The sequence below is a fragment of the Streptomyces sp. BPTC-684 genome (assembly GCF_030028635.1).
Classification (GTDB): Bacteria; Actinomycetota; Actinomycetes; order Streptomycetales; family Streptomycetaceae; genus Streptomyces; species Streptomyces noboritoensis.
In genome coordinates this window covers 7,236,739-7,248,268 of sequence record NZ_CP124863.1, presented here as the reverse complement: position 1 = coordinate 7,248,268, position 11,530 = coordinate 7,236,739, and the positions used below count along the sequence as shown (strand labels likewise).

11 protein-coding genes and 1 pseudogene are annotated in these 11,530 nt (G+C 69.1%); 4 read left to right on the top strand and 8 right to left on the bottom strand.

The window, feature by feature from the left end; all coding sequences use genetic code 11:
• Window positions 1-52: 52 nt before the first annotated feature.
• The 4 genes from QIY60_RS32260 to QIY60_RS32245 all read right to left on the bottom strand — a co-directional run bounded on the left by QIY60_RS32260 (window position 53) and on the right by QIY60_RS32245 (window position 4,241).
• On the bottom strand, window positions 53-991 hold the full coding sequence (locus QIY60_RS32260; RefSeq protein ID WP_283145690.1) for an ADP-ribosylglycohydrolase family protein: 939 nt from the start codon (window positions 989-991) through the stop codon (window positions 53-55).
• A gap of 180 nt (window positions 992-1,171) precedes the next feature.
• The gene (locus QIY60_RS32255; RefSeq protein ID WP_283145689.1) at window positions 1,172-2,116 is read right to left on the bottom strand and encodes a hypothetical protein; all 945 of its coding nucleotides are present in this window, start codon (window positions 2,114-2,116) and stop codon (window positions 1,172-1,174) included.
• Between the two features lie 602 nt (window positions 2,117-2,718).
• A complete protein-coding gene (locus tag QIY60_RS32250; RefSeq protein WP_283145688.1) occupies window positions 2,719-3,039 on the bottom strand; it encodes a hypothetical protein in 321 nt (106 codons plus the stop codon).
• Between the two features lie 389 nt (window positions 3,040-3,428).
• Window positions 3,429-4,241 (bottom strand): hypothetical protein, encoded by an 813-nt coding sequence (locus QIY60_RS32245; RefSeq protein ID WP_283145687.1) that lies wholly within the window; start codon window positions 4,239-4,241, stop codon window positions 3,429-3,431.
• Window positions 4,242-4,680: 439 nt separating this feature from the next.
• On the opposite strand from QIY60_RS32245, the pseudogene QIY60_RS32240 reads away from it, so the two are divergent.
• Window positions 4,681-4,827: pseudogene (locus QIY60_RS32240) on the top strand (IS5/IS1182 family transposase); the annotation flags it as partial.
• Window positions 4,828-4,867: 40 nt separating this feature from the next.
• The gene (locus QIY60_RS32235) at window positions 4,868-5,941 is read left to right on the top strand and encodes a hypothetical protein (protein WP_283145686.1); all 1,074 of its coding nucleotides are present in this window, start codon (window positions 4,868-4,870) and stop codon (window positions 5,939-5,941) included.
• A gap of 423 nt (window positions 5,942-6,364) precedes the next feature.
• On the opposite strand, the gene QIY60_RS32230 is transcribed toward QIY60_RS32235, so the two are convergent.
• The gene (locus QIY60_RS32230) at window positions 6,365-6,787 is read right to left on the bottom strand and encodes a VCBS repeat-containing protein (protein ID WP_283145685.1); all 423 of its coding nucleotides are present in this window, start codon (window positions 6,785-6,787) and stop codon (window positions 6,365-6,367) included.
• Between the two features lie 3 nt (window positions 6,788-6,790).
• On the opposite strand from QIY60_RS32230, the gene QIY60_RS32225 reads away from it, so the two are divergent.
• Window positions 6,791-7,459, top strand: a complete 669-nt coding sequence (locus tag QIY60_RS32225; protein ID WP_283146139.1) for a DUF6192 family protein — start codon at window positions 6,791-6,793, stop codon at window positions 7,457-7,459.
• Here QIY60_RS32225 and QIY60_RS32220 read toward each other — a convergent pair.
• Window positions 7,387-8,712: a transposase gene (locus tag QIY60_RS32220; RefSeq protein ID WP_283145684.1), complete on the bottom strand. Its 1,326-nt coding sequence runs from the start codon at window positions 8,710-8,712 to the stop codon at window positions 7,387-7,389. The two genes, QIY60_RS32225 and QIY60_RS32220, sit on opposite strands and share 73 nt — an antisense overlap.
• 244 nt (window positions 8,713-8,956) lie before the next feature.
• Here QIY60_RS32220 and QIY60_RS32215 point away from each other — a divergent pair, with 244 nt between their 5' ends.
• On the top strand, window positions 8,957-9,301 hold the full coding sequence (locus tag QIY60_RS32215; RefSeq protein ID WP_283145683.1) for a hypothetical protein: 345 nt from the start codon (window positions 8,957-8,959) through the stop codon (window positions 9,299-9,301).
• 39 nt (window positions 9,302-9,340) lie between these two features.
• On the opposite strand, the gene QIY60_RS32210 is transcribed toward QIY60_RS32215, so the two are convergent.
• Together QIY60_RS32210 and QIY60_RS32205 are read right to left on the bottom strand one after the other, a co-directional pair.
• Window positions 9,341-9,880, bottom strand: coding sequence for a hypothetical protein (locus tag QIY60_RS32210; RefSeq protein WP_283145682.1), 540 nt, complete (start codon window positions 9,878-9,880; stop codon window positions 9,341-9,343).
• Between the two features lie 617 nt (window positions 9,881-10,497).
• On the bottom strand, window positions 10,498-11,460 hold the full coding sequence (locus QIY60_RS32205; RefSeq protein WP_283145681.1) for an IS110 family transposase: 963 nt from the start codon (window positions 11,458-11,460) through the stop codon (window positions 10,498-10,500).
• Window positions 11,461-11,530: the final 70 nt, after the last annotated feature.

The window sequence follows — 11,530 nt, the reverse complement described above, 5'->3', positions numbered from 1 at the left end:
CCGTCCAGCCGCACAACGGCCTCCCCCGTTAATGCGGGCTATCGCACCTGTCTCATCGACAGCCCTCTCCGAGGCGGTGTGCAAGGTGGAGCAGGTCTGTCAGGTGCAGCACTCGTTGGCCGAATCCCGGGAGGGGGACATGGAGTGGCTGGGTCCAGTGGGTGGGGATGGCGTCCAGTCCGTAGTACGCGCCCGCGAGGCCTCCGGTCACCGCGGCGACGGTGTCCGTGTCACCGCCGAGGTCGATCGCCGCGCGTATCGCGTCTTCGAAGCTGGTGGTGGTGCGCAGGGCCCAGACGGCGGAGCCCAGGCAGGGCCAGACGGCACCGTTGAACTCGGTGGCCTGGTCGGGGTGCCAGTCGGGTGCGAGGACGGTGGCGTAGCGGCCGCGGTGGTCGGGGTGGACAAGAGCCAGGATGTCTGGGAGAGCGGTGAGGGGGTCGGTGTCCTCGAACGTGACGCGGATGAGTTCGTGGTAGATCGCGGTGCCTTCCCAGGCCGCGCGGTCCCCGTGGGTGAGGGCGGCGATGCGGCGGGCCGCGTCCATGGTGGCTTCCTGGCCGGCTGCCGCGAAGTGGACCGCGGAGGTCGATGCCCGCATCAGGGAGCCGTTTCCGGCTGCTCGTTGGTTGCCCTGGAAATGGATCGCGGCGGCGAGGTCCCAGGGCATGCCGTTGGTCAGGACGTCTTCGGTCTGCAGGCCGATGTCCTTCGGTTCTGATGCTGCCCACCGCTGGAAGCGGGCGAAGATGTCCGGCAGATCGAGTCCGCCCCGCTCCAGCAGGGACTCCGCGACCAGGACGGCCATCTGCGTGTCGTCGGTGGCCTCGCCGGGGTCCCAGCCACCGCCTCCGCACATCTCGTCGCCGGCACCAGGCGCGGGAAACCGCGCGGAGAACGCTCCTTGGGGACCGAACTCGAAGGGGCCGCCCAGGGCGTCACCCACCGCTGAGCCGACGACCGCACCAGCGGCTCGCTGAACCCGCTTCATTCGCGCAGATTATCTGCCTCGCACCGACGGCCGCGCGTGCCTATTCCTTCTTCGGTTCCCCGAACCATCCGCGGCGAACGCGCCTCGTGGAACGGTGCGGCGGGCCGGGGCGAGCACGCGGTCGCTCCAGCCGGCCCGCCGGGGTGGCCGCGCCTGACCTCACCGTGGCGGATCACTGCCTCAGAGAAGGTAGTTGTAGGTGTTCCAGCCGCCGCCGATGCGAGTGCGGGCAGCGAAAGGAGCGCCAGCGTTGCCGGTGCCCCGGTACAGCCACAACACCCCGGACCCGTCGCGGGCCACCAGGTCCGCCTTGCGGTCCCCGGTCACGTCGCCGGTGCCCAGCAGGGTGGTGTAGGCGTTCCAGCCGTATCCGATCTTGGACCGCGCGGCCAGGGGGTCGGTGGCGCTGTCGGTGCCGGCACACAGCCACAGGTCGGCGTTGCGGTCCCGGGCAATCAGGTCGGGCCGGCCGTCGCCGGTGATGTCCTGGACTCCCGTGAGCTGGATGTAGGTGTTCCAGCCGCTGCCGACCTTGGTCCGGGAGTAGAAGGGGTCGCAGATGGTGTCGGCGTAGTGCCCGGCCCGGGTGCGGTAGTGCCACAGGACCCCGTCCCGGTCACGCGCCACCACACCGCCGCCAGCCTGCAGGGTGTTCACCGGCGAGAGCGCCGCAAGGGCGGTGTAGACCTGCCAGCCTCGCCCCACCGGCTGAGGGGTCTCGTAGAAAAGGTCGGAGGTGCTGCCAGTGCCCCAGTACTCGTGCAGCGCCCCGCCCGTGTCCCGGGCGAAGAGCAGGTGATGGTCCGGCACCGGGTGCGGACTGTCGACCGCGAACCCCGACTCGGTGGGCCCGTCACCGGTCTCGACCCGGCCGTCGACATTGATGATGTACCCGGCGTAGGCGACGATCCGCCAGGCGAACGCCGACGACGGGGCCTTCAGCATGTAGGTGACGGTGGTGTCGCCTGCCGGAAGGTTGCAGTCGAGGCCACCGCCGGGGCCGATGCCGGTGCTGTGGCTGCACTTCGCCTTGGGGCTGCTGGTGACGGACGTCAGCTCGATCCCGGGCTCCTCCCCGTCCCACTGCCGCATCCCCGCCGCGGGAGAGAACCCAACGAGCGCCACGCCCGGGTGCTCCATATGAGCAGTCAGGTCTGGGTTGCGCTCCCGCCCGCCCTGGGCCCCGGCGTGTTCAGCGAAAGAGTTGTTTTGGACGCGCCGGGCGAGGCCGCGGCCTGTCCCGCCCCGTCTGGACCACCGGGTGCTGCCGCAGTGACCGCGAGTACCGTCGCCGCGGCCCCGACGGCGGCGGCCAGGCGACGGGCCGGGTGAATAGAGATCCGGAACTTGCTCATGCGCACGCACCCCACCAAACCGAGCGGCACTGTGCTGCCGCGGCAACGCCTGGCTCCCCCCACGACGCCCTGGGAACCTATCGCACAGGCGCTGCACAGCCTCAGTCTGGTCTGACATCAGGCGCTGTGCCTTCGCCGACCGGTGGGCGGACGGCTCGCACACCGCCGACACCGTCTACGACCGGCTTTCCACGGACTCGGCAAGCGCGACCCGCTCGCCGCGGTTCCGCTGTACGGCGGCCCCGCCCATGCCACCGTCGCCCACACCGCTACCGCGCCCCCGTCATGACCGCCCTGCCGGGCACGGCTGCGCTTCGTCAACGACGGCCTCGCGGATCGGCGATCGGAGGGGCTTGGCGAGAATCGGCTCCCTCAGTCCTCCGGGGCGTCGATGATCTTCCCGTCCTTGTCGACGGTATGGCTCTGCCAGTAGATGTCCCACCTGTCGTCCACATGCTCGGGCACCTTGCCCGCCGGGTAACGGGTGTAGCCCGTGGGCGGCTCCTGGCCGTTGGGGACGCAGGCACCGCCGGTGGACCCCACCGCCAGGACCGGGTACTCACCACCACCGCAGCTCGCCTCCCGCAGTGAACAACCGGTGACCGACAGGGCCGCCGTGGCGGCCAGCACCAGCACAAGTCGGCAGCGGCGGGCGCCGGACAACACTGCGCCGGGACGGATGGTCGTACGCATGATCAAATCCTTGCTCCAGGGACCGCTGCGCCGGCGCCGACGCGGTGCCCGTGCGCAGCACCTCCGGGGAGGGTGGCTCGGACGTCGCGCCGGGCACGTCGGGCTCTGGTCAGTTGTCCTTGCCGGCCTGCATGTCCTTGAGGGTCTGGGTCATGTCGGGCCGTGTCGGTGTTCTTCGGGGCGGTGAGGGTCTTGGCGGTGCCGAAGGAGCGGAACTCGGTGGTGGTCTTGGCCGCGCCCATGGTCTGTTCCATCCGTACGGGCAGGTTGGGGTAGACGTGCACGCAATCCGCCATTACTTCCGCCTCAGCGCGAAGGTGAAGGAGAGCGGTGCTCCTTCTTCCCGACGGCGTCCCTCACGTCATCGGCCGGCGGCTTTCGGCGGGCCCTCAGTGGAGGAAGAAGTCCGGGTCGCGTACGGCCAACGTCGATGCCAGGGCGCGCAGGTCGGCGTCGGTGACGTGCTTTCCGTATGTGGAGAGCACGATCACGAAACCCTCCCGCCGCACGAAGTAGAAGAGGCTGTATGGATTGACGGTGCGCCAGGTGTCGGTGGCCACCTGCTCGCATGATGTGCCGCGCACTGTGCTGCCCAGGTCGATCGTGTCGCAGGTCGGCGGCTGGAAGCTGGGCTGTACGGGTGCCACGGTCACGTGGACGGTCCAGCCGTTGGGGTCGTTGGTGTCGACGCCGTCCCGTTTCGGCCACAGGCGGAAGCCGAACCACGGGCCGTACGTGTCGGTGATGGGATGCTCGATGCGGTAGCCGGCGACATCGGGGGCGAACAGCGGAACGCCCACGGCGGCGAGTTCGCTCCGTCTGCTCGCATCCGCGCGGTGGTCGCCCACGAGTGCCGAGAGCGGCCAGAGCAGGGCGCCGGCGGCCAGGAGCGCGATCCGGGGCCGCCAGGAGAGCGGCCTGGGCGCGGTGAGGACGGCCGCCAGCGCGAACAGCGCGGCTGAGGTCAGCGGGAGCCACGCGGTCGGAGCGCTCCAGGCGTAGGCACGGTCGCTCAGTTCACCCCAGAGCCAGGAGAGCAGGCCGACCACTGCGGCCACCTGCCAGGCCGGTCGGATACCCGCCAGCCGCAGCATCAGCCAACTCGCCAGGAGGGCAACCACGGCCGCCACCGCGAGCAGCACAAGCCCCGCCCCGAGGCAGCCCCACCCCGGCTGCCGATCGCACGGGATGAGATCGGCCAACGGCAAAGCGGTGAGCACGAGCCCTACGGTCCCAAGTCCGGCCCCCACCATCGCCGACCTGGCCGCCCGGGATCCCCGGATCACATGCCACTGGGCCGCCCGCCAGTCCCCTACGACTCTCCTCTCGGGCGCACTCATGGTTCCCGCTGTCCTCTCCCCGTGCTTGATCAGGCGGTCAATCCTTTCGCGCGGGTGGGTTCATCACATGAGTACGCATACTCAGCTACGCCGCCCAGCTGGATCTCCAGCCCGCCCTTTCCGCGTCGTCGGACTCGACGCGGCCTACTGCCTCATGGCCGCGTCGACTGGCGTGTCGGAGGCGTCCGAGTCGCATGCGTGACCGGATCAGGACCCGCACAAGGGTCCACACGAACACGGCCGCCGCGGAGTGGGTCGGCGCGGAGGCCAAGAGATCGTCTCAACTAGCTTGATCACTAGGCTGACGGCCGCGATGGCGATGGTGGAGCGGCCGGTGCCGGACGGATTGTGGGAGTTGTTCCAGCGGGTGGTTCCGGCTGCTCCGGTACGACCCCAAGGTGGTGGTCGGCGCAGGTATGGGGATCGGCAGGTGCTGACGGCCCCCATCCGGGAGAGCCGTGTCAGTGCCGGGCCGCATACTGGCGCCCATGCAGATCACGGAGCACACACTCAAACGAGCCTGGCACCAGATAGCCACGGGCTCTGACCTGCTCGACGACGCGATGCTCCCACCCATCGCCACCTCACCCGGCCCGTACGCACAGCGCTCCGGTGACCGGGGTGGGCTCTTCCTCGTCCTGGAAGAAGACGGCACGGCGCGCGGCTACCACGGCTACCACGGCTACCGGGAGATGTTCGCCACCCGGGACCTCGACCAGGTGCTGTACATGGTTGCCGAGGAAGCGGTCGGCCAGCTCGCCGAGCACATCGTGGCCCGCTCCCCGGGGCGCGGGCCGGCCACCAACCTCGTCACCGGGCAGGCGCAGATGCTGGAGCAGATCAACCCCGCCTGGGCCAGGAGATTTAGCAGCGGCGGTCTGGAGGACACGCCCCCGGCGCAGCCCTGCGGGCGCGACCCTCTGGAGCGTCTGGCCTGGATCGCCGGTTCCTGGCGCGACCAGGACCCCTACACCCACCTTGCCTTCTTTCGCGGCGAGAACATCAGTGCCGAGCAGATCGCCCTGCTCCACGGCGCCGATCCCGAACAGATTGCCGCCGGGATCTGCCTGTCGGACCTGCGCAGCATGGACGGCACCGGCCACGACTACGGGGAACTCGCCTGGGAGACCTTCTGCTTCGGGCAGTCAGGCGACTGGGTGTTCCTGATGTACCACGAGATGCCGCCCGGTGTCCGGGGCGACAGCGAGGCGCTGTCCCGGCTCGGAGTCACCGAGACCGTGCACCTGAGCGCCACCGCCGCGAAGGCCATCTACACCCTCGACTACACACGCGACGGCCGTCGCGTCGACGACGACTGGGGGGTCCTGGAACTCATCTGGTACCGGCGGGGCCGCGCCCCCTACTACCGGGGCGGCCAGCTCGACTTCCTCAACCAGGCCATCCGCCGCGCCGAACTGGACCACCCCGAACTGACCAGCGAGTTCGAACTCTACTTCCACGCACTGGATCACGCACTCGGCCTGCACCTGCCCCAGCAGGACATCCAGGAAGGCACGGTCCGGGCCGCACAATGGACACGCGGCACCCCGAGGCAAGACTGACAGTCAAGACCAGGGCTGCCCTCTTCAAGATCCGCCCGCACGAGTCAGCAGCCCAAGTGATGTTCCCGGCAGTGCAGTACCGGCTTCAGGCGGTGCCACCGCCGGCCCCCGGCTGGTTTCTGCGTTCGGCGCGAGCAGCCTCCCGTCTGGATTGCTCAATGCTCTGTGAGCGCAGTCCGGGTGAGATCGGTGCGAGCCCCCCGGCCGGGTCTGCGGAAGCGGCAATGATCTGGCGGGCGTTGTAGAGGGACTCGCCGGTGCGGCCGGGCTCACGGCCGACTGGCAGCACCCCCAACTCCATCGCCACATCCTGCCCGAGCAGGCCCGAGCGTGAGTGCCCCGGCACCGGGTGACGTGAGGTCACCCGGTGCCGGGGCACTTGTGCGTGACGGCAGGGGTCTTGGGGTCTGCCCCCCCGGGGGGTTAGTGCAAGTCGCGGTAGGTGTTCCAGCCGTCGCCGAGCTTGGCGCGGGTCTGGAAGCCGCCGTATCCGTTGGAGGTGTAGCGGAACAGCTCGCCGCGGGAGTTGGTGGCGAGGAGGTCGGCGCGGCCGTCGCCGTTGAGGTCGCCGGGGGCGGCGAGGTTCTTGAACTGCTGCCAGCCGCCGCCGACGTAGATACGGGACTTGAACGGCGGGGTGGACACACCCGTGCCCGGGTACAGGTAGAGCTTGTCATCACCGGTGCGGGCCACGATGTCCGCGAGGCCGTCCCCGGTGAGGTCACCGGCGCCGACGATCTCGTCGTAGGCGTTCCAGCCGCCGACCTTCAGTCGGGAGGCGAAGCCGGTGCCCGCCCCGTTGCGTCGCGCTGGCCCGCTGAGCGGCGGCGGGCGGCTGTCTCGCACACGATCCACAAGATCCTGGCGGGTATCCCCGATGAGCAGGAGCGGTGCGAGGTGGTCGGCAACCCCCCGTCCAGCCCGGTTGGAGGGGAGCCGCGGTGGACGCGCGACAGCGCGAAGCGGGTGGTGGGCTGGAAGGTCGACTCCTCACCCACCGGCAAATCGGGGCGCGCACCGGCTCCCGCCCCGTGTCCGGCGGGGAATTCTCCAGGGGCCGTCCGGAGCCTGCCCCGCCACTCCTGCCCGCAAGCCAGCGGCGACCCCTCACCGGTGCCCGGCGAGGCTGTCGTCAGTACCCGCCTCCCAGGCACCCCCGAGGTCCCCAACTCGCCGACCGGCGGGCTTCGGCGACGTCGGCCGAAAACGTCCACCGTCAGCGGATCGTCTCTCCAGGTCTGCCCGGGCTCCTCATCCAGCTCATCGCCCTGCCTGCCGGAGGCCCGGATCCACATCCTGCGGTCCTGGCCTCCAGCCGAGGTGGGATCGGCGACCCATCCCCACCGGTCTGGCCAGGACGTCCTTCTTCCGGCTCCACAGGTGTGGCTTCAACCACCCCAATTTTATGGATGGTTGGGATACTCAAGTTTCGCTGAATCTGTAGGTCATCCGGGGGTGTCGGCGCTGGCTGTGGCCCATGCGTGCTGGACGGCGCGGATTTCGTCGGGGGTGGGCTGAGCTGGGTCGGCGGCGGAAATCCGGGCGGCGATCACGGTGCGGCGGAGCTTGGCGGCCATGTCCGCGAAGGACGGCTCGGTCTTCGTCACGTACCAGGGCGAGCGGCGGCGGTCTGCCGCGTCGTTGGGATGGTGGCCGTGGAGCGCGTACCAGATGACGGTGATCGTGTAGCAGTAGAGCGCGAAAGGGACGGTGCGTTCGACTCCGTGGCGGGTGCGGGACTGGGCCTGGCCCGCGCCGAGGTGTTCGCGTGCTTCCGCGAAGGTGCACTCGACCTGCCACCGGTCGGCATAGCGGGCCACCAACTGCCCGGCTGGAGTGGTCAGGTCGGTGGTGACCAGCGCGAGGAGTGGCTTGCCGGCGTTCTTGCCCGTCTCGCGCACCAGCAGGACGCGGACCGTCTGGGTGTGCAGCGAGCCGTACCAAAGACAGCGGAGCTCGGCGAGGAGCACCGTCTCATGGCGGCGGTAGCGGTCCGCCTCGGCCGGGCGGAAGGTGAGCTGGCCGGCGAGGCCGGCTGCAGTGCCCAGACGGTCGCCCTTCAGGCGGGGCCGGCCGGGACGGCCCGTCTTCGGCGGAGCGAGGCCGTAGAGCACGGCGGAGGCGGGCAGCCGGGTGGTGAAGGTGACGTTCGCCGGCAGATGGCGCAGGGCGCGGCCGTGGTAAGCGGCGTCCGCGACGACGTGCAGCTTCCGATGACCGTGGCAGGCCGAGAGCATCCGGATCATCGACGCGGCCAGCTCCACCTTGCTCTTCTCCCCGCCCGGCCGCCACAAGCGGGCCATCACCGGCAGGCACACCGAACGGGCGAGAAAGGGCAGGCGCACGCGCAGGCCCAGGACGACGAAGCAGCATCCCCGGCCGATGGGCCGCGGGCCCCGGGCCGCGCCGTCGTGCTGCCAGAAGGCGCCGAACACCTTCTTCCCGCACCGCTTGAACAAGGTGTCGTCCACCACCGCGACCAGCGGCGCGCCGTCGTCGAGCAGCACACGTGCGATCACGTGTGACAGGACAATGCCAAGGATCTCCGGGTCCCAGGCGGCGCGGGAGAAGAACGAGTGCGCGCGGTCGTGCGGCCACCACCGCTCCAGACCGGCGCCGGTGAGCATGCCGGTGACCGTCCGGCGGCCGGTCTGCGCGATCATGCCGGTGACCAGCGCGGTGAACGTGGTGAACGTCGGCGTGGTGAAGCAGCCTTTCAGCTTCTCCAGCACGGCGAGCAGCGAACCGGGTACGGTCGAAGCCGGAAGCATCGGCGGAACCCCTCCCAGGAGCGGGCTTACAGCACCGCCGATGCTTCTCCCATCTCCCCACCGCCACAGCCGACTTCGCCAACTCCGACCTGGCCTGCGGCCACAACGGAAGGTCTGCGGAAACAGCAAAAGTCGAGAGGATAGGTCAGGCGATGCAATGCGGATGCACAGGAGGTCGAGTTGGTCCCGCCATCCAGCAGGAACCCGGTGGGCCAGTAGTCGGCTGGTGATCCATAATCTGGACGTGGACCTATCTGATGACGGCCCGAATCTGGATGACAGGTGGGCCGAGAGCGACAACAACCTGTGTGGTGGGTTGCCGGACAGCCGTGACGCCTCGCGGGTGGCCGAGCGTTTCGTGCAGGCGGGGTGGCGGTCCCGTTCGTCCTCCTGGGAAGGCTACGAACTCGAGACCAGCTGGTGCCGGGTCGAAGCCGATCCAGTCGACGGTTGCGGCACCTTGCTGAACGGTGTCATCGCCCCGGACCGGCTTAACGATCTTGCGGCGCTGCTCACGCGGTTCGGGCTGCGTTTTGCTCTGGAGCTCTATGACGATGAGGGTGGTCTGGTTCAGGAGATCAAGGGCTGACCGACGACACGTCCGGCCCAGGATCTACGGTTGCAACGATCAGTAACGTGCAGGCCCAGGCCTTGCCTGGCGCTCAGCAGGAATGAACACCATGACGTAGTCCTCGAACCCCTCGTGGATACCCCACTCCTCACGCCCCATGGCCGCCTCGTACCGGGCTCGGGAATCCTGGCGCCCCTTGGCGTAGACGTGGACGGTGTAAACCGTGGCGGGATCGAGGTCCAGCGACCGGTCATCGCCCTGACCGCCGGAAATCCAGCCCATGGCGGGCCGTGCTGGGCCTGCGGTAGGGCCGAAGATGCCCATCCGCCCTCCGTACACCGGCCGGTAGGGCCACATACCGAGCAACTGCCACTGCTTCGACTGCTGGACAGGCTCGGCATCCGACAGCATGAGCGTCACCCAGGCGTCATGGGACTGCACACAACTGACAATCGTGAGCTGGCCGGGCGTGAAGATCACCGGGTCGTCCGTGCGGAAGTCCGGTATCTGCGTGGTGCGATCGAAGCCGCGCTCGACATGCTCGCTGACGTAAAAGTGCGAATAGGCGATGCTCACGACGCCGCTGACTACGTCCATGACCCGACTCTACGTGGCGATCACACCCGCGATCGCCAGTCGGGTGCGGTTCGCCACGGCCTTCCGGGGGCGGCACGACGGCGGGGTGTCGATGGACCGTATACCAGGTGGCAGGTTCAGACCACACGATTCCGTGCCGGATCAACTTTCCGACGAAGGGCCACTGGCGCGACCGGTCTTCCATCGAGGGCATCGAAGCGGGGCTGACGGACCTCGTCGCCACCGTTCAGCGGCTCGGGACCGATTCCCCGGCCGTCCCCGCCGGGTCACCGGTCGAGGCCGGTGCGGCTGTAGCGTCCCGGGGTCCCTGCCTGCCACGCGCGGACCTCCTCGGCCAGGTAGACAGCGCACCACCCTCCACGGCGACCGCTCCTTCGCCAACCTGAAGAAACACCAGCACGAGCTGCTCGCCACCCGCGACAAGATCAACATGTGGATGCAGGGCCACCCCGACGACTACCGCTGAAAGTGAGGATTGGCCGTGGCATCGACCGGGGGTCTGACTCGACCGCTGACTGACGCTTCGGTTGTCCTTCAGGGGAATCGTCGGCCTGCCGGTCGGTGCCTTTCGGCGCGTGGCCGGTCGGGCTTCCGTGACTTCATAGCGCCTCTGTGTGTCAAGAGGCTTGAGCAAGGTGGTTCTGTTGGTCGCGTTTCATGATCCGGTAGACCACGTTGGACAGGCGGCGTTTGAGTGCCCGACGGGCCTCGGCGGGTGTCTTCCCCTCCGCGATCTTGCGGAGATAGTAGTCCTGCCCGCGGCCGCCGTCGCGGATCTGGCAGACGGCGATGGTGTGCAGTACCGAGTTCAGCGCGCGGTTGCCGCCGGTGTTGAGCCGGTGGCGGACGTTGTTGCCGCTGGAGGCGTCCAGGGGTGCGCTGCCGGTGTAGCTGGCGAAATGGTGCTCGGTGGGGAAGCGGCTGATGTTCCCGACGTGGCCGATGGCCTTCGCGGCCAGCACGGTGCCCAGGCCCGGCAAGGTGGTCAGCATAGTGCGGGTCGCGGCGACGGCTTCGCGCATTTCGACCTCGTTGTCCTTGACCTGCCGATCCAGTCGGCGCAGGTCGGCCAGCAGATCGCGGGCTATGTCACGACGGCAGTTGTCGGTGGCCGTCACTGGTCGGATGCCCTTCATCAAGGTGGCAGCCTTGTCGGCGGAGAGGCCGGTGGGGGCGCCGCCGGGCAGAAGGTCACGCAGGACGGCATGCAGCCGGTTGAGTACGCGCGTTCGTTCGTGGACCAGGTCGTCGCGCCGTTCGGTCAGCATCCGCAGGATGGTGGTCTGGTCTTCCTGCACGACGGGCCGCAGGTCGTGGCGGAAGAGGGCGACCTGGGCGACGTGGAGGGCGTCTTTGGCGTCGGTTTTCCGGTCGCCGCCGGTGGCCAGGAGGCGGGCACGGGCCGACAAGGTGGAGGGGACGTCGACCACGTTCTCGCCCGCGGCTGCCAGCTGCTGGGCGAGAGAGCGGCCGAGCCCGCCGGCGCCTTCGACGGCGAAGCGGCGTTCGGGCCACTGTTCGCACCAGCGCAACAGCTGGCGGAAGGTACCGGCGTTGACGACGAACCGGCGCTGGGCCACCTGGTGGCTTACTGCATCGACGGCGACGGCGGTGTGGGAGGACTTGTGGGGACCACACCAATCAGGATCA

Coding starts and splice junctions, on each gene's coding strand:
- QIY60_RS32260 (WP_283145690.1), bottom strand. CDS start 991: ATGAAGCGGGTTCAGCGAGCCGCTGGTGCGGTCGTCGGCTCAGCGGTG.
- QIY60_RS32250 (WP_283145688.1), bottom strand. CDS start 3,039: ATGCGTACGACCATCCGTCCCGGCGCAGTGTTGTCCGGCGCCCGCCGC.
- QIY60_RS32235 (WP_283145686.1), top strand. CDS start 4,868: ATGCAGATCACGGAGCACACACTCAAACGAGCCTGGCACCAGATAGCC.
- QIY60_RS32220 (WP_283145684.1), bottom strand. CDS start 8,712: ATGCTTCCGGCTTCGACCGTACCCGGTTCGCTGCTCGCCGTGCTGGAG.
- QIY60_RS32210 (WP_283145682.1), bottom strand. CDS start 9,880: ATGGACGTAGTCAGCGGCGTCGTGAGCATCGCCTATTCGCACTTTTAC.